At 69.5% G+C, this 17,855-nt stretch carries 7 protein-coding genes and 1 tRNA gene; 2 read left to right on the top strand and 6 right to left on the bottom strand.

Translation table 11 applies throughout. The annotated features are described in order from the left end of the window. Together C1708_RS20695 and C1708_RS20690 are read right to left on the bottom strand one after the other, a co-directional pair. Complete coding sequence (locus C1708_RS20695) at positions 1 to 6,855, bottom strand: polymorphic toxin-type HINT domain-containing protein (RefSeq protein WP_241911296.1); 6,855 nt, start codon at positions 6,853 to 6,855, stop codon at positions 1 to 3. A 63-nt stretch (positions 6,856 to 6,918) separates the two neighbouring features. Continuing rightward, positions 6,919 to 11,211, bottom strand: coding sequence for a LamG-like jellyroll fold domain-containing protein (locus C1708_RS20690; RefSeq protein ID WP_241911295.1), 4,293 nt, complete (start codon positions 11,209 to 11,211; stop codon positions 6,919 to 6,921). A 600-nt stretch (positions 11,212 to 11,811) separates the two neighbouring features. On the opposite strand from C1708_RS20690, the gene C1708_RS20680 reads away from it, so the two are divergent. Next, a complete protein-coding gene (locus C1708_RS20680) occupies positions 11,812 to 12,945 on the top strand; it encodes an LLM class flavin-dependent oxidoreductase (RefSeq protein ID WP_106414076.1) in 1,134 nt (377 codons plus the stop codon). On the opposite strand, the gene C1708_RS20675 is transcribed toward C1708_RS20680, so the two are convergent. Continuing rightward, entirely contained in the window at positions 12,921 to 14,855 is a 1,935-nt protein-coding gene (locus C1708_RS20675; RefSeq protein WP_106414075.1) for a putative bifunctional diguanylate cyclase/phosphodiesterase, read from the bottom strand. The genes C1708_RS20680 and C1708_RS20675 overlap by 25 nt on opposite strands. A gap of 443 nt (positions 14,856 to 15,298) precedes the next feature. Between C1708_RS20675 and C1708_RS20670 the strand changes: the two genes are divergently transcribed. Beyond that, on the top strand, positions 15,299 to 16,537 hold the full coding sequence (locus C1708_RS20670) for a M6 family metalloprotease domain-containing protein (RefSeq protein ID WP_241911452.1): 1,239 nt from the start codon (positions 15,299 to 15,301) through the stop codon (positions 16,535 to 16,537). A 70-nt stretch (positions 16,538 to 16,607) separates the two neighbouring features. On the opposite strand, the gene C1708_RS20665 is transcribed toward C1708_RS20670, so the two are convergent. The 3 genes from C1708_RS20665 to C1708_RS20655 form a co-directional block, all read right to left on the bottom strand. Next, positions 16,608 to 16,681: transfer RNA gene (locus C1708_RS20665), tRNA-Lys, on the bottom strand. Then, on the bottom strand, positions 16,672 to 17,253 hold the full coding sequence (locus tag C1708_RS20660; protein WP_106414073.1) for a hypothetical protein: 582 nt from the start codon (positions 17,251 to 17,253) through the stop codon (positions 16,672 to 16,674). Before C1708_RS20660 ends, C1708_RS20665 begins: the two co-directional genes overlap by 10 nt. A gap of 159 nt (positions 17,254 to 17,412) precedes the next feature. Then, a complete protein-coding gene (locus C1708_RS20655) occupies positions 17,413 to 17,778 on the bottom strand; it encodes a DUF8844 domain-containing protein (protein ID WP_106414072.1) in 366 nt (121 codons plus the stop codon). Positions 17,779 to 17,855 lie beyond the last annotated feature (77 nt).

Raw genomic sequence — 17,855 nt, 5'->3', positions numbered from 1 at the left:
TCAATTCCCTGCGAGGGCCGACTTGAGGTCGGCAAGTAGGCTTCTCGCCACGATCAAGTCGTGCGGGTCGCCGTCTCTGTGATTCCTTGAAATCCACTTATTCAGCGCCTTGGCGTACTGGTTCCCCTTGGCTACATGGTTGCGGCCATGTACGAGTTGACCTGAGCTGAGCTCCTCGCGAATCGCCGACATCGTCGTACCATCTCCAGTTCGGGCCGTATTAGTCGTCCCCTTATAGAGATCGTCAACCAAGTTCTGAAGCTTGGAATCAGAGACGCTTGGCGTTGGCAGGATGTCGCAGTTGCTGTTGTGAACGAGTACCGGCGTCTTGCCCGCCAGCACATAGTACGTGTGCAGGTCGGTGACAGTCAGGTTGTGGACGACGGCCGGACGTTGCGTCAGGGCGATGCCAGTGATGCGCACGGTCTTTCTGCTGACCGTGTGCAGTTCTTGGCCGACGGTCAGCCGACCGGCGTCAATCCACTCGTCGAGGCCAGGCACCCAGAACGGGTGGCCGTCCGTCGCGGTGACCCTCACCTCCTCCCCGTCCACGGAGATGGAGAGCGTCACCAAGTTCTTCGGGCCCTCGCCGGTGATCTCGGCGGTGACCGTCTTCACCTCGGTCTTCCCCGTCACCGGATCCGTCGCCAGGACCTGGTCACCGATTTCAACGTCCTCGATTTGTTTCCTGCTGCCGTCCGCCATCAGGACTTCGGTACCGGAGGTGAAGCTGTTCGCGGAACACTTCAAAAGCTTCGCGCCCTTGAACACCCGCCCCCAGGGCAGATCCAGCGCAGCCCGACCGCAACTCTTGATGCTTTCGCCGCCGATACAGCTCTTCCACGCGTCGAAATCGGGAGCCACCAGCGCCACGACAAACTTGGAAAAGGGAGTCCTGTCACGGTTGACGAGGCCGAGGGACTCGGCCGCGTTGCAGAACGCCTCCGGTGAGGTGTCCGGGTCGAAGCACTTGAGATCCGCCCAGGCTTTGAGTTGTTGCTCCCTTTCCTCATACTGCGGGAACCTTGCCGCCAGCTCCCGCGCGGCCGGTACTTGGATGTTCTCGATGAAGACCGCGCCGTTCTTCTCGGTGACGTTGATCGTCACCGCCGGCGAGCTGGTGGACTCCCCGCCTCCGCCGGACCCGCCCGCCAGGTCGTTGCCGTCCTGGTCATAACAGGTGTAGTGCGTGCAGCCCGGTCCGTTGCCCTTGCTCGGGTGCCAGACGGAGTCCGGATTGTTGACGCTGCATCCGTCGCAGTACAGACCCGACGGGTCGGAGAAGGTGAGCGGGTTGTTGTTGCTGTACGTATAGCCGTTGATCTGCTGCGGGTCGGTCAGGTCCATGATCGGGTCGACCGAGAGGAAGCGGCCCGTGGACGGGTCGTACTCACGGGCGCCCAGGTGCGTCAGGCCGGTGGAGATGTCCTGTGTGCCGCCGACGAAGCCCTTGGTACCTGGCCAGTCGACCGGTTCCTCACCCCGGATTCCGCCGAAGGGAAGAGTGCGGCGCTGGGTCAGCTTCTGGGTGGTCGCCTCGATGGCGAGCAGGGCTGTGCCGTGGTGGTCCGCCGTGGTGAAGGAAACCGTGCCGTCGTCCTCTTGGACGGCTGTGTGTCCTCCGCCGAGGTCGATGTAACGGGTGCCGCGGGGTGTACTGCTGCCCTTGGCGACCGTGATCTCGGTGTTTCCGAGGTAGAGCGTGGTCTCGGTGGGAGTCCGGGCGATCAGACGGTTGCCGTCGACGTCGTAGACGTACTCGGTGACCTTGGGTGAGCCTCCTTCGACGGGTTCGGTGACCTTGGCGAGCTTGCCTTCGGCGTCCCACTCCAGATCCTGTGTGGTGCCGTCCCCCAGGGTGCGGGTGTCAGTGTTGCCGATGGCGTCGTAGGTGTAGGAGTCGCCGGACGTCACGCCGGCCCCCACGCGGGTGACCGCCTTCAGGCCGTGCGGACGGACCGAGGCCGCACCCGGATCCGGGTAGTCGTACGTGCTGGTGACGTCCTTCGTGGTGTCACCGGTGATGTCGTGCTGGACCTCGGTGCTGCGGTTGCCGGTCTTGTCGTAACCGTAGGAGGTCCAGTACGGGGCTGGGCCGCCGAGCACCGGGGCTCCGGGCGCGCTCGCGCAGGCGGTGGTGGACTGGGTCCAGGCTTCTGTCAGACGGCGCAGGTGGTCGTAGGTGAAGCACTGGGTGTCCGTGCCGGAGCGGGAGGTGTCCGAGACGGAGAGGACGTTGCCGGCCTCGTCATAACGGAAGGTGGAGGCTTGGTCGACGCCCGGGACGTCCTGGCGGTCGACGCGGGTGGACGCCAGCCGCTGAGTACCTCGCTCGTACTCATTGGTGACCCAGGATTTCTTGCTGTCCGAGTCGGACAGTTCGTACTGCAAAGGTTTGCCGGTCGAGCTGTACGACGTGGTGGCCTTGATGCCCACGGGGCCTTCCACGGCGATGGGCCGCAGCGTGTCGTCCTCGTAGGCGTAAGCCATCGTCGACGCGGCCAGGGAGCCTGCCTTGGGCAGCCCCACACTGGAGATCAGACCGGACGACTTGTATGAGGCGCCCGAGAGGTACGTGCCGGCCAAACCGGTGTTGGCCTCGGACTCCGGGATCGTCACCGAGGTGCGCAGCGGCCGGTAGAGCCCGTCACGGGCAACCACCTCGGATGTGTAGGCCAGTCCGTCGTCGGCGTAACGGGTGGTCTTTGCGAGGTATCCCTTGGCTCTGCTGAGCGTGTCGTAGGTCCACTTGGCGCGCAGCGGGCCCGTGACGGAACCGGAGCGCAGTTCGGTCTTGCGGCCGAGGCCGTCGTAGACATTGACGAGCGTGGTGTCGCGGGCGTCGACCGTGGAGGTGAGCCGGCCCCGGTCGTCGTAGTGGTAGCGAGTGGTGCCCTTGTCCGGGTCGTCGGACCGCGTCATCTGGCCGAGCAGGTCGTACGCGAAGTCCCACTCGTTGCCTGCCGGATCAGTCACCTTGGAGAGGTGGCCTGCCGGAGTGAAGGCGTACTCGGTGGTGTCGTACGAGGCCTCCGGGATGCGCTGGTGGTGCTGGCGCAGTTCGGTGGTCTGCCCGCGGGCATCGGTGAGGGTGGTGGTGGCGGTGCCGCCCTCGGGTGGGATCACGGTGGTGCGGTCGCCGCCGTGGAGCGTGCGGGTGGTGTTGAGGAGCTTGCCGCCGTCTCCGTTGCCGGAGATCTGCCGGTGCTCGATCTGCCGGCCGAGGCCGTCGTGGGTATAACGGTTCTGGGTCTCCACACCGAGCGCGTCCTTTGGTTCAACCAGCGATGTGGAGGGCGCGGAGGCAGCGTAATAGGGCAGAAATTCCGTTACCGTCAAGCCGCGTTCGTCGTAGAAGGTGTCGGTGAGCAGCCGTCCGCCCTTGGGGCCCGGGGACTGGGACTGGCGAGGTCGCAGGAAACCGTCGTAGAGCACGTACGAGGCGATCTGGGAATTGTCGTTGCCGATGACTTTGGTACCGACCGCGATCGGGTCGTCCCCGGTGACCTTGTACGTGTACTCGTAGGTGGGGATGTCACTCTTACGCCGGTCGGCGAGCCAGACCTTGGTGGTACGGCCGAGCGCGTCGTAGGCGAAGTTGGTGACCCTGTCGTTGCTGTCGGTCTGAGTCAGCGGCACTCCGCGTGCCGGGTCGTTCGTCGTGGTCGTGGACAGCGCAGTGCTGCTGTCACCAGACGTCGCAGGAGGCGTGGTGACCTTCGCGGAGGTGGGGAAGCCGGTCGACGGGGTGTAGGCAGTGGTCGTCGTCAGGCCATCTGTGCGCGCGGCGCGGGTCAGGGTGCCGGAGACGACGGTGAGAGTGCCGGTGAGGTCGGTGCTGGTGAGCTTGCGGCCGTAGGCGTCATAGGTCGCACCGCTCTCCGTGTAGGTGGCCGTTGTGCCGTCGTGGGACTTGAGGACAGCGGTCGCCGTTGCGTCGCCCTTGGTCGGCGCGGCGTCGTAGGCCCGGCCGTCATAAGCGGTGCGCAGGTCGGAGATGACGTCCTTGGCGCGGTCGGGCGTCCCGGCGCAGTTCATGGCGACGGTCTCCGCGCGAGCGGGCAGAGTGAGGATCGCGCCGGCCGCCGGATAGGTCGTACGGGTGCACCGGTCGTCGGCAGTGGTGGCATCATCGCCGCGGTCGTCGATACGGGTGATGCGGCCCGCAGCGGTGTCGAAGGAGTTGTTCACCGTGGTCGTACGCCACTTGACGCCCGCGCCGTCGTCCAGCGAGGTCCATGAGCGGACCTGGGCGGTGCCGGTGAGGTTGGCTGTCACCGTGCCCCAGGAGCGGGTTCGCTTCGCGGTCTCATGGTGCCAGGGCCGGTTCACGGCCTTGCTCAGTACCCGGCCGCCGGGGCCGGAGTACTGCACGGTCTTGTAGGCGAATCCTGCGGCCGACTCGTGGTCGGTGATCGAGCCGCCTTCACCGTTGCCGAGAGTGACGTCGACCGACTTGGTGCCGCCGCTGGGCGCGAGGCGGTCGCCGTCCATGCCGCGCAGGAAGTAGGTGTCGGCCTGTGATTTCATCGCTGCCGCGCCACCCGGCCCACCCGTCTTCACCCGGACGTGGCCGTAACCGCGCCACTGGGACCAGGTCTTCTCCTTCTCCTCGGTCAGCCCGTCATCGTCGTCGTAGTGCCAGGCGGCGCCATCCAGGTACTCGTACGAAGTGACCTGGTCCGGTGCGCCGCCGGTGCGGTCGGTGAGAGTGACGGTGGAGACGACGTACTTGTTGAACCAGTGCAGGTCCGGATCGTCGGAGGAGCTGCCGCCGATGTACTGCGGGAAGCAACGGGTGGTGTTGGTCTGCGGAGTGGGCAGGGACCCCGCGTCGCAGACCGGCGCCGAATAGCCGACGTCGATCTGGCCGCCCGCCTCGTCGGCGACGCTGCTCAGTCGTGCCTTGATGAACGGCGCATATCCGTCACCGGTCTTGTCGAGCCGGTTGGCTCGCTGGATGTACCCGAACGTGGTCTTCGGGAGAGTGATCGCCGGAGTGGCGCTGTGCCCGGTGCGCTGCACGGAGTGCAGCAGCAGTTGGTAATCGGTGTCGGCCATACCCCAGCGGTGAACGAGCTCCCAGGAGTCGACGTTCGTGTAGGCACCGGACTTCAGCACCTGGGTGGCGACAGAGGACAGCCGCTTTTGGGTGAAGAACACCGGGGCGAGTCGGCCCTGATCACAGGTGGCGCCTTCGTCGCAGTTCAGGTCCCACGGGGTGTCGTACCAGTAAGAGGCGTCCTCGTCGATGTCGCCGCAGGTGGTGTTCCCGTCGGGCAGGCAGCGTTTACCGCTGGTGAAGTCGACCTTTGCCAGGGGCTGCGCGTACATGGCGGAGGAGCGCAGACCGTACTCGATCCGGTCGAGGCTGCCGCCTCGCACGTATCGCGTGTTGGCCTTCTCGTCCAGGTTGCGACCGTAGGAGTTCCACTCCTTGTCGTAGTAGTACGCGATCGCGTTGCCGTGCGGGTCGACGACGTAGTCGAGGTTCCACCGCCAGCCCTGCTGGCACCAGGAGTCGGCGAACGACGAAGCATGGCACGGTTCGTTGGCGTCATCGCCGAAAACCGGGGCGGTCCAAGTGGAGTTGGTGGTCTCCTTGCCGTCGGTCCAGCCGGGCAGCCGGTTGTAGCCGAAGTAGTACTGCACTCCGTCCGGAGTGGTGACTTTCCAGTACTCGTCGTTCCGCGCGCCGTTGGCTCGCACGTCGGAGGAGGAGCCGCGCATCCGTTGGATCTTGGTGCCGTCGTCGTCGCGCAGCCGGAAGGCGTCGGTGCCGTCCGGCACCAACTCGCCCCCCTTGCCGTTGAAGGAGATGAACGCGTTGTCGTACGCCCAGCACAGATCGGCCGGCTTCCCACCGTCGGCGTGCTTGACCCCGTCGTCCATGCAGGACTTGTAGCGTCGCTCGATGGAGCCGGGCCACATGTCGAAGCCGTCGCCGACCCAGGAGCCCTGGTTGTTGGAGTTGCCGGAACGGCCGTCGACGGATCCGGAGGAGTACGAGATCCCTACGCTCGGCAGCAACCCGCCCGGCACATCGGGCACGTTCATCGCGTACGACCACGAGAAGTCGCCGGTGTTGAGGCTGGTGCTCCACTGCGCCGACGACGACAACGGGGTGGCCTTGTAGTCGCCGCCCATGCTCGCGTCGTCGGCGACGGCAGCAAGGACGGTGGCGCCGGAAGCCTTCAGCGGGACGCTCGGTGCGGTGAGGGCCGCCGACTCGGTGTCGTTGACCGCCTCGATGGGAGTGGCCTCACGGCAGGCGGCCTTGGCCGGGGTGGTGAGCGCGCAGGCCGGCAACTCGACCAGGCGCAGCCGGTCGCCATAACCGCCACCGAACGCCTCGGCGATGGAGGAATAGTCGAGCCGAGCCCGTACGACGGCCCCCTTCCGCTTCGTGGTGGTGTCCGGCTCGTCGGCTTCCAGACTGAACAGCAGACCGTCGGCGCCGACCCGTCTGGCGGTCTCCCGGTCGAACATCCGGGCCCGCACCTTCTCGGGCGCCTGCTTGCCGCCGACCGCCAGAGGCAGCCCCTTCACTCGAACGACGGACGAGGAGTCCTCTGGCGGGTCGATGGTCGCCACGCCTGCCAGCGGCCAGGCCGCCCGCGGGGTCTTCGCGGGAGTGCGCGGGCCCTTCGTCGGGGTACGCGGGATCACCGGGACGGCCGAGACCTCTACCGGTTTTTCCGACGCGGGCAGGTCGGGGCGGCCGGTGCCGCGGTCGGCCGCGACCGACGCGGGCTGGGCCGCCACCTGGAGCAAGGTACCGATCATCACCGTGGCCGAGGCCAGAGCGATGCGGCGGCGCAGGGCAGGGACTCGCGTCCGGGATCTACCGTTCATCCTCGTCCTTCGTCATACGCGGGTGGTACGGCGGGGTGAGACATGCGGGAGGCCGACGGCAGGTCAGCCATCGCCGGGTACCTCGGTGGGGATCCCCGGCCAGCCCAGCGACAGGCGGGCGACCTGCAACTCGCTCAGCGCACCCTGGAAAGCCCACACGTCATCGACGGATCCGGGCCAGTACTCGCCCCACTCCCCGGAGGTTCTGGCCCGGCCGATCTGCAGTCCGCCCGTGGCCTTGTACGACAGCACGTTCTCGGCCCACGACATCCGGTCGGCGCAGGTGGTGTCGTCGGACTCGCCGTCGCCGTCCCCGTCCGCACAGGCGACCTCTTCCAACTCGCCGTTCACGTACAGCCGGACTTCCTTGGTGGAGCCGTCGTACACGAGCGCCAGATGGTTCCAGTCCCGTGCGTCGTAGAACCGGTGGTTCTCCACTCGCGCGACTGTGGCGCCCGCCGAGTCGGAGTCCGGCATCGAGATCTCCCAACGCCCGGCGTCGTCCTCATCCCCGGGCGCAGGTACATGTCGTACCGCGAAAGCGCTGTTGGTCGTGCCGGGCATACTCAGGACGGCCGCGCTGTCGGCAGGCGTGCCTGCGGCCTGGGCCCAGCCCATCACCGTGAAGCTGGCGTTCGTGTCGACGACGGCCGTGGCGGTCGCGGCATGGTCGTCGATGCCGTCCAGTTCCAGGGCTCCGTCGTCAACCCAGCCGAAGCCGGTCTTCGCACCGCCGCCCAGGACCAGTGCCCGGTTCTCGACCGAGGCGTCGGGACTGGTGGCCGGGGTGGTCGTGGTGGCTTGGTCCAGCAGCCAGCGGCCCTTGACCAGCGGCCGCTGCTTGAACATCTGCTGCACCTCCTCGGCGGAGACCGGCCGGTCCATCACCCGTACGTCGTCAACGGCGCCGGGAAAGAAGTACTGCCTCGCTCCGCTGAAGTCGCCGACGCCGATGTACATCGATCTGTCGGCGTAGAAGGGGCTGTTCTGGGTGACGGAGCCGGCCTTCGTGCCGTTCACGTACAGGGTGAGCGTGTTGTCGTCCGTGTCGTGCACGCCGACCAGGTGCGCCCACTCCCCGGCGTAGGCCTTTGCGCCGGCGGGCTGCGTGACACGGGCGATGCCCGCGTCCGCCGAGTCCGCGGTGTACTGGGCGAAGGCCCACTGCTGGGCGGCGGCGGAGTAGTACAGCTCCATCCCGGGCCGTTCCTTGCCGGCCTGCAGCACCACCACGCCGCTTTCGGCCGCCAGGGAGTCCAGTTTGGCCCAGGCCGAGACGGTGAAGCTGCGGAAGGTGTTCACGTGCGGGGCGCTCGTTTCGCCGGCCTTCGCGTAGCCGGTGGTGCCGTCGAAGCGGGCGGCCTTGCCCGCGACTCCCGGCACGCCCGTGGTGACCGTTCCGTGGTAGGTCGCCGGGATCACTCCGCCGTGTCCGACGATCTCCGTCGCGCCGGCTGCCTCGTCCATGGGGAACACCGCGATCGCGGGCGGGCCCGGGTCGCCGACGGTCTGCTTCGCGTGCAGCTGAGTGACCTCGCTGTCCTCCAGCTGCCGGCTGAAGACCTGCACGTCGTCGATGGCGCCGGAGAAGAAGTTGCCGGGCGTTCCGCTGTAGGAACCGGCCCCGATCCTCAGACCGCGGCGGGCGTTCCAGGGAGTCGACCAGGACTTCTCGCCGACCAGTCGACCGTCGACGTACAGGCGCAGCCGGTCCAGTGTCGCGTCGTAGGACCCGGCGACGTGCGTCCACTCGCCCACCGTGACCGGGGCGGGCGTGGCGGCCTTCGCCATGACCGATGCGGCACCGGCGGTGTCCGACGCATGCTGGTTGAACACCCAGCCGTGGACCGGGGAGTAATAGAGCTCGAAGCCGGCCATGATGTTGCCGGGCTGGGTCGCCACCACCATCGAGCGGGTGGGTTGCTGGTCGAAGTTGACCCACGCGGAGACGGTGAAGCCCTGTGTGGTGTTGACCGGCGAGAGGTCGGTGTCGGCATATCCGTCCGTGCCGTTGAACCGCACCGCTGTGCCGACCGCGCCTTCGGCTTCGGCGGTCGTGCCACCGAGCAGCTTCAGGGTGCGCGGGGGTGTCGATCCCTTCGCCTGACTCGCCCCCGCGCCCTCGTCCAGCTGCCATGTCGCCCGGTCCGGCTGCCCGGCCTTCACCCGGTACTGGTAGGTGCGGATCTCACTGCCGTTACCGGCCGAGTCGAAGGCCTGCGCCGTGAAGAAGTTCACGCCGGGCCTGGCCGGCAGCACCTTCGCGATCCGCGCGGCACCGCCCGAGGTGGTGATCTTGTTTTTCGAGGTCGGGTCCCCGTTGATGCCGTACCAGTACGTCGTCACGTCCGAGTCGACCCCGTCGACGGTGAACGACCCGTACTGGCCCACCCCGTCGTACCAGGGGTCCTCGGGGTTGGCCGGATCCGACTCCGGGTACTCGCCCGAGCTCACGGCCGGCGCCTGGGGCACGCTGGTGTCGTAGACGAAGTAGCACGCCGACGCGGCCCCGGCATGTGACCACGGTGAGTACTGCGCCCCGTCGAAGACCCTGGCGTACCAGCGGACGGTCTTGTTCTTCGGGATCGACGACGGCAGGGAGATCGCGAACGACGAGCCCGACGCCTTACCCGCCGCGCGGGTCGGACTCCACGAGCCTCCGTCCCACTTCGCCTGGAACTGCACACCGACGTTGTCCCCGTCAGGATCGGTGACGTTGTTCGCGCGGATCGTGCCGAGGGTGCGGACGCGGGCGAGGGAGGACGGGGTCTTGCAGGTACCGCCGTACGTCATCGTGAGCTGCGACATCTTCAGCTGGGCCGGCGGGCGGTTGTACTCGACCCGGAGGTAGGCATCGTCCGAGAACCGCTTCCAGCCGTACCCGTCGCTCTCGCTCGACGCCCGCAGACCGAAGGTCATCGTCGACCACTTGCCGTTCGCGGCTTGCTGCACCGCGGACTTCACGTCGAACTCTGCGTCCTTGGCGGCGCACCCGTCGTATCCGTAGGCGAAGCTCTCGGTCTTGAGGTGGTCGACCCAGAAGCCCGAGGTGTTCTGGGAGTTCCAGGTCGTCGACGACGATATGTCCTTCGTGCGCCACAGTTGCACGCCCCGGTCGGAGCACGACGCCGACCAGGTGTTGCGCACGACGAACTCGGCCGACAGGATGCTGCGTCCCGCGAACCTGGATACGGGAATGCGGTAGAAGAGGCGTTTGGTGTCGTGGGGCTTGCAGTAGTTCCAGTCGCAGTAGCCCAGGCCCGAGTCGGAGTCGCCGTTGAACTTCCACTGCGGCGAACCGGCCCAGTACTTGGACACCATCGTCCATGCGGCGGCCTTGGGCGTGTACCACTGCGGGTCGATGAACACCGGGTACTCGGTGTCCTCCCCCTTCAGTACGTCCGCGTCCGGCGTCAGGACCAGTTCGTCCTGCCCTTCCGCCACCTCGACCCCGACGGGAGCGAGCTTGCCCGACTCCCCCGCGCCCGGCTGATCGCCCGACTCCGCTGCCGCGTCGGCCGACGCACTCCTGCCTTCCGTCTTCTCCCCTGCTGCTGCCTTGCCCGGTTCCGCGCCCGCCGGGCTCTCTCCCGGACTTGAGTCCCACATCATCGGCCGCGGAGCTTCGAAGACCGGTGACTCGGCTCCCTTGTCGAGTGCCTGCAGTCCCCCCTCTTCGGTCTCCTCCACCGACAGACCGCGTGTATCCAGCTCCAGCCGCAACTGGGCGAGTTCCGGACTCGCGGCGGCCTCGGCCGACTTGACCACCAGCAACTGGGTGAACCCGTCCTGCTGCGCCGTCATCCGCAGATCGACATCCGGCAGCACCGACAGGTACGTGGCAACCGGACCCGCGACCTCGGGCTTCGGCAGCGGCGTCGGCCAGGTCAGGCTCAGCTCACGCCCGGCGCGCTTCATACGCACCAGCGGGCTCTCTCCCCCGCCGGAGAACTCCAGATCTATCGTCGACGTCTCGGGGGCGATGGTGCCCTCGCTCGTGGCCGTCAGGCCGGTGTCGATCCGCTTCCAGCCGCCGCGGATGCGGGTCCAGACCGGACGCAGGTATTCACGCGCCTGCAAGCGGCCGTCCGGAGTCGCGAAGACCTCGCTCGCCTCCCCGCGCAGCGACACCACCTCTACGGGTTCGCCCGTTCTTTTGGCCTTGGCCAGCGCTTCGGCCTCCGTGAGGCCACCGTCGCCATGGGCGGCAGCCTTCGCCGCGCTTTTCGGCGAAACCGGTGAATCCGGCGCATCGGCCACGGCCTCACCGGTCAGCGCCGGGGTCGACCCGACGGCCAACACTGCGCCCAGCAGGACGCCAACAACCCTGACGCTGCCTCGACTTCGGCCCCACATCCCCGCCACACCCCACCCACAGAGCCCACACAGTTGCCTTCCGTACCCCACCCCGTCACCGAACGTCAGGTCAACGGGCAGCAAACGGACATTGGCGTCGCGGACTCATGTAGCGCGCGTGATGATCGTTACGTTTGGGAAGGGGTGCGTGAGGCTTGATCACGCTATGGCCCGGTGTGGGGTGTGCCACAGCCCGAGTCAGCAGCACACCGCATCATCGGGCCCGCTGAGCGAAGACGCCTGGCGCGCACCCCGCAGCTTCACCCGACCGCTCCACACAGCTCCCCGATGTCACAGCCAGTCCCGGTTCGCGCCAGATGCACTCTCCTCGACCGGCCTTCCGGCCGACGGCAAGGTCCCGTGGCTGCGGTGGCTCCGGCGGGGAGGCACAGGTGCCACAGGGCGGCGGCTCGGCGCCGGCTCGGCCACTGCTCCCCCGCCTGGCCAAGGCACCGGACGCGTCGCTGACCATCGACCTGGACGGTGACCGTCCGGTCGGCATCGGGTCTCACCGCAGCGGGTGAGCGGTCGAACACAGGTACGGCGCACACCCTCGGCCGGGGAATAACCGGGGGACCACCCCCTGTTCCCCCACCGCACATGCACCGAGTGCGAGAACGTACGACAGGAGGCACCCACGTGACCGCAGACGACGAGATCAGGGGCACCGCACACGGCACCGCCCCCGTGCCCCTCTCCGTTCTCGACCTGGTCACGGTGGGGGCCGGGCGGACCGCGTCCGACGCGCTGCGGACCAGCGTGGAGCTGGCGAAGCTCGGCGAGGCGCGCGGGTACCACCGGTACTGGGTGGCCGAGCACCACTCCATGCCGGGCGTGGCCTCCTCCTCGCCCGCCGTGATCCTCGCGCACCTGGCCGCGTACACGGAGCGGATCCGGCTCGGGTCGGGCGGGGTCATGCTGCCCAACCACGCGCCCCTCGTGATCGCCGAGCAGTTCGGCACGCTGGAGGCCATGGCGCCGGGGCGGATCGACCTGGGGCTCGGGCGGGCGCCCGGCACCGACGGCGCGACCGCCGCCGCCCTGCGCCGCACCGACCGGCTGAACGAGGGCGCCGACGACTTCCCGCAGCAGCTCGCCGAGCTGACCCGCTTCCTGGACGACGACTTCCCCGACGGGCACCCCTACCGGCGGATCCACGCCGTGCCCGGCCCGGTGCAGGCCACCTCGCCCGGCGGCGTGCAGTCCCCGCACCGGCCGCCGGTCTGGCTGCTGGGCTCCTCCGGGTTCAGCGCCCGGCTGGCCGGCGTGCTCGGCCTGCCGTTCGCCTTCGCCCACCACTTCTCCGCGCAGAACACCATTCCCGCGCTGGACCTGTACCGGGAGAGCTTCCGGCCGAGCGAGGTGCTGGACGCGCCGTACGCGCTGATCGGGGTCGCCGCGCTCGCCGCCGACGACGAGAAGGAGGCGCGCCGCCAGGTGCTGGCCGCCGCGCTGAACATGGTGCGGCTGCGCACCGGACGCCCGGGGCTCGTGCCCACGCCCGAGGAGGCGGAGGCGTACGACTTCAGCCCGATGGAGCGGGAGTTCGTGGAGTCCTGGAACGCCAACGTGATCCACGGCACGGCGGACGAGGTGCGGGCCGGCCTGGACGACCTGCAGAAGCGCACCGGCGCCGACGAGCTGATGATCACCGCCAACGCGCACGGCGGTGACGTTCGGGTGCGGTCGTACGAACTGATCGCCGACGCCTACGGGTTGCCGACGCCCGCCTGAACCCCGGGTGCGCCGAGCAGTTCGGAGATGCGGTCGGGCGGGACGGGACGTGAGTACAGCCAGCCCTGACCGGTGTCGCAGCCGATCCGGCGCAGCCGGGTGGCCTGCGCGGAGGTCTCCACGCACTCCGCGGTGACGGTCAGCCCCAGCCGGTGGGCGAGTTGCACCATCGCCTCGACGATGACCTCGTCCGCCGGGCTGGCCTTCGCCGTGCGGTCCTCGATCTGGAAGCCGCGCACGAAGGAGCCGTCGAGCTTCAGCACCGACACCGGGAGCCTGCTGAGGTAGGCGAGGTTGGAGTAGCCGGTGCCGAAGTCGTCGATGGCGATGCGCACGCCCATGTCGCTGAGCGCCTCAAGGGTCTGCAGCGGCCGGCCGGAGGAGCCCATCACCGCGGACTCGGTCAGCTCCAGCTGGAGCAGGTGCGGCGGCAGGCCGGTCTCCTTCAGGGTGTCGGCGACGTCCGCGACCAGGTCGGAGTCCCAGACCTGACGGACCGCCACGTTGACGCTGACGAAGATCGGCGGCTCGTCCGGGTGCTGGGTCTGCCAGTCGCGTGCCTGGCGGCAGGCGGTGCGCAGCACCCAGCGGCCGAGCGGCACGATCGAACCGTCCTCCTCCGCGAGGGAGATGAACCGATTCGGCGTGAGGGTGCCGAAGCGCGGGTGGTGCCAGCGGATCAGGGCCTCCACCCCGTGCACGCGGTCGTCGTCCATCCCCACCAGCGGCTGGTACTCCAGCGCGAACTCGCCGCGGTCGATGGCCGGGCGGAGGGAGGAGGCGAGGGCCTGGCGGGTCACGCGGGAGGCGTTGCGCTCCGGGTCGAACAGCGTCCAGCGGGCCTTGCCGTCGGCCTTCGCCCAGTACAGCGTGGTGTCGGCGGCCTGCATCAGCGCGGTGGGGGTGGTCCCGGCGGCGTGCCGCTCGACCACGCCGATGGACGCGGACACCGACAGGCGGCGGCCGGACAGGTCGAAGGGTTCCTGGATCGCGCCGAGCAGCGACTCGGCGAGGTCGGCGAGCTGGTCGGTGCCGGTGGAGTCCTCCACGAGCAGGGCGAACTCGTCGCCGCCGAGCCGGGCGACCAGCGGGAGGCCTGCGCGGGCGCGGCCCGCGTCCTGCGCGCACCGGGTGAGCCGGTCGGCGACGGCGGCGAGGAGCTGGTCGCCGACGCGGTGGCCGAGGGTGTCGTTGACGGCCTTGAAGCCGTCCAGGTCGAGGTAGCAGAGCCCGATCCGGCCGGTGCCGCTCTCCGCGTACGAGTCCGCCTCCAACGCGCTGGTCAGGCGTTCGAAGAACAGGGTGCGGTTGGGCAGCCGGGTCACCGGGTCGTGCATGCGCAGGTGCCTCAGCCGGGCCTGGAGGGCGCGGTGGTCGCTGATGTCGGCGACGGACAGCAGGACGCCGCCGCCGTCGGAGGGCAGCGGGGCGACCGTGACCCGTACCCACAGGGCGTGTCCCTCGGGGTGCTTCAGCCGGCGGGTGCAGCGCAGCCGGGCGCGGCGGCCGCGCAGCAGCTCGCGGTAGGCGTGCCAGGTGCGGGCGTCGGAGGCGAGGTCCACCAGATCGGCGGCGACAGCGCCGGTGAGGGTGTCCTGGTCGCGGCCCAGCAGGTCGGCGAGGGCGGCGTTGGCGCCGGTGACCGTGCCCTCACGGTCGACGACGGCCATGGCGAGGGGGGCGGCGGTGAAGACGGAGCGGTAGGACGGGGGCGCGGGCGAGCGCGAGGCGGGGTGCTCGGCGGGCTCCGCCGACTCGGTGAGTTCTGCGGCCTCCGCGGGCTCGGTGAGCGCTGCGGGCTCCGCAGGCTCGGTGAGCCCGGCACCAGGGGACGCCAAGATCTCACTCTCCGTGACGACCGGCCGGTTGAGCTCAGTCGCGGGCGTCGGCCCTTCGGACGTTCCGCTCACCACTCGCTCCCGCAGTGCACTCGCTCGCTGTCGTGCAGGAAAAGTCTTTCCGCACCCGGAAAGTGTGCCGATCATAAAGGCCCGCGTCGGGGCCTTCCAGCCACTGTCCGGCCCCGGAGCCGGTTCCGCATCCCTGCCCGATCGTTTCCGCACGGGCACCGGCGGCTTCTGCGGGCCCCCGACCAGTTGTGACGTTCCGTGCACGCGGGCCGTGCGGACCGCGTGCGGTCCCGCCCGTTGTCGCTCCGTTCTCACCCGACCGGTGCAGCTGAACAGGGCGCAGTACGACAAATCACCCCACTCTGGGTGCGGTGTCCCGCGCGAACCGTCTCCCGGAGGTCCCCGTGCCGCGTCAGCTCACCCCGAGAGGACTCGGTCGTGAGGCACTGCGGCAGTGGTTCGGCCGTTCGGGTGTGCGGCCCCGGCTGCGGACCACGGCGGCGATGTGCACGACCATGTCGGCGCTCGCGGCGACGTCGTTGCTGAGCGTGCCGTCCGGTCCCGAGCCGTTCTCGGCGGAGCCGTGCGCGCTGACCCGGACCGACGCCCACCACTCGGAGGGCCTGGACACCTGGAACGCGGCCTATCCGCGTCCGACGCGGCGACTGGACGCGGTGATGGTGTTCCTGTCGTTCCCCGACGCGCACCCGCTGACCTCACCGGACGACTTGGTCGCCGACCACTTCCCGGTGACCGGCCGCTTCTTCGAGCAGGCCTCCTACGGCAAGTTCAGCCTGCGGGCGCACCCGGTGAAGCGGTGGATCCGCATGCCGCGCCCGTCGACGGCGTACGCCATACAGCGGGACTGGACGGTGGCGCACCGGGCGGCCTACCTGCGGGACGCGCTCGCCGCGTCCGATCCGCACGTGGACTACTCGCGCTACGACATCGTGTACTTCGTCGCCGACCCGGACGCGCCGGGGGTGGACTCCGACGCCACGAAGGTGGTCAACCTGGACCGGCCGATGCGTGCGGACGGCGTCGACATCCGGCGGGTCGTCACCGTGTTCGAGAACCATCCCCCGGACCGGCTGGTGCTGGCGCACGAGACGGGGCACGTCTTCGACCTGCCCGATCTGTACCACCGGCCGGTGGACGGCAAGGGCGACTGGGACACCCATGTCGGGGACTGGGACCTGATGGGCAGCCAGTTCGCGCTGGCCCCGGACCTGTTCGGCTGGCACAAGTGGAAGCTGGGGTGGCTGGAGCCGCGCCAGGTGCGGTGCGTGCAGGAGGGCGGTCCGGTGCGGCTGACGCTGGAGCCGCTGGGGGCGGGGCCGGGGACGCCGGTGACGGGGGCGGCGGGGACGCCGTCGTTCGGTCTGGGGCGGGGCGCCAAGCTGGCGGTGGTGCGCACGGGCGCGGACACGGCCCTGGCCTTCGAGGTGCGCGGCCCGGTCGGCAACGACCGCGCGGCCTGCCGGGCGGGGGTGCTGGTCTACCGGGTGAGCAGCGGCACCCGCTCGGGGCGCGGGCCCATCGAGGTGATCGACGCCCACCCGCACACCGAGGCGTGCTGGGAGGACTCCGTCTATCCCCCGCTGGCGGACGCCCCGGTCGCCCTCGGCGAGAGCTTCACGGTCCCCGGCGAGTCCGTCCGCGTCGACGTGGAGGGCCGCACGGCCGCCGGCGCCTGGACGGTCAAGATCACCACCGGCGGACGCACGGCCCGCTCGTCCTGAGGGCCGGCGGGGCCGACGACGCCTGCACGAAGAAGGCCCCCCGCTCGCGCGAGGGGCCTTCTTCGTGTCGTGCGCCGCCAGGGACTCGAACCCCGGACCCGCTGATTAAGAGTCAGCTGCTCTAACCAACTGAGCTAGCGGCGCCTGCTGACGTCGTAGACATTAGCACCACGATCGGCGGGAGGAAAAATCGATATCCGCACGGCCGCCCGGGCCGCCCGGACCGCCGCCCAGAGCAGCACCTCCGGGCCCGGCAGCCAGGGGCTCCGGCTGTCGGGGGCGACCAGCCAGCGGGCGAGGGGCGCCTCGTCGGGGTCCACCGGTCCGGCGAGTCCGGGGACGGTCACCGCGTCGCCGGCGCCGTGGCACAGCAGCGGCGGGACGCCGTGCGTGCGGCTGCCGCGCGCGCCCCACTCCTCCCACCTCAGCAGGGCGGGCAGCCGCTGGGCCGTGCCCACGGCGCCGAACAGCAGCATCCGGCCCCGGTACTCCGCCACGGGCCCCGAGCCCGGCCCCTCCTCCCACAGCCGGTCCAGCATCCGGCGCCCGAAGACGGCGGGCACGCTCACCACGTCGAAGACCACGCCGCAGGACAGGACCACGGGGGCGTCCGACCGCTCGTCCCAGAGGGCGCGGGCGGCTCCGGCCGCAGCGAGCCAGGCGGCTCCTTCCGGGGTGACGCCGCGGACGTCGGAGACATTCGGTGTGCTGCTCATACAGATATTTCTACGCGCCGTGAGGGAACGGTTTCCCAGAGTTGCCGGAATCCCTGACGGGGGCCCGGCCGAGCGCGTACCCTGTCACCCGGCATATGCCACACCCGTTCGACCACCCCCGTCCGACCGGAGGGACCGGGACCGGGAGGGGCACGTGGCTCACACGGGGTCGACGTGCCCCGGGCCCTCGCCGCCGCGCATCAGGTCGCGGCCGAACTCGACCATCTTCTTCGCGTAGTCCTCGGTCCACTCGGCGCGCTCGGCGATGTCCGCCGTGGACAGCCGGTCGAAGCGCCGGGGGTCGGCGAGCTGGGCCGCCGCCATCGCCTGGAACTCCGTCGCCCGGTCCGCGGCGGCACGGAACGCGAGCGTCAGCTCCGTGGCCCGCTCCAGCAGTGCGCGCGGATCCTCGAGCGACTCCAGGTCGAAGAAGTGCTCGGGGTCCGAGGCCGCCTGCGCGGGCTCGAACAGCAGGGGCGCGGGGCGTAGCCGCGGCTGGTCCGGGCGCGGCGTGTGCTCCGCCATGACTTCTCCTTCGTACGTCGCGGTGGCCTCCGGGTGCCGGAGGGCCACCGTCCATTGTCCCGCGCCCCCGCAAGAGG

Source organism: Streptomyces sp. DH-12, assembly GCF_002899455.1.
Taxonomy (GTDB): domain Bacteria; phylum Actinomycetota; class Actinomycetes; order Streptomycetales; family Streptomycetaceae; genus Streptomyces.
This window is presented reverse-complemented; position numbering and strand designations above follow the sequence as displayed.

What these genes read in the sequence shown, in the direction of transcription:
- C1708_RS20695 (WP_241911296.1), bottom strand. Translation starts at nt 6,855, where the DNA reads ATGAACGGTAGATCCCGGACGCGAGTCCCTGCCCTGCGCCGCCGCATC.
- C1708_RS20690 (WP_241911295.1), bottom strand. Translation starts at nt 11,211, where the DNA reads ATGTGGGGCCGAAGTCGAGGCAGCGTCAGGGTTGTTGGCGTCCTGCTG.
- C1708_RS20680 (WP_106414076.1), top strand. Translation starts at nt 11,812, where the DNA reads ATGCACCGAGTGCGAGAACGTACGACAGGAGGCACCCACGTGACCGCA.
- C1708_RS20670 (WP_241911452.1), top strand. Translation starts at nt 15,299, where the DNA reads ATGTGCACGACCATGTCGGCGCTCGCGGCGACGTCGTTGCTGAGCGTG.
- C1708_RS20660 (WP_106414073.1), bottom strand. Translation starts at nt 17,253, where the DNA reads ATGAGCAGCACACCGAATGTCTCCGACGTCCGCGGCGTCACCCCGGAA.
- C1708_RS20655 (WP_106414072.1), bottom strand. Translation starts at nt 17,778, where the DNA reads ATGGCGGAGCACACGCCGCGCCCGGACCAGCCGCGGCTACGCCCCGCG.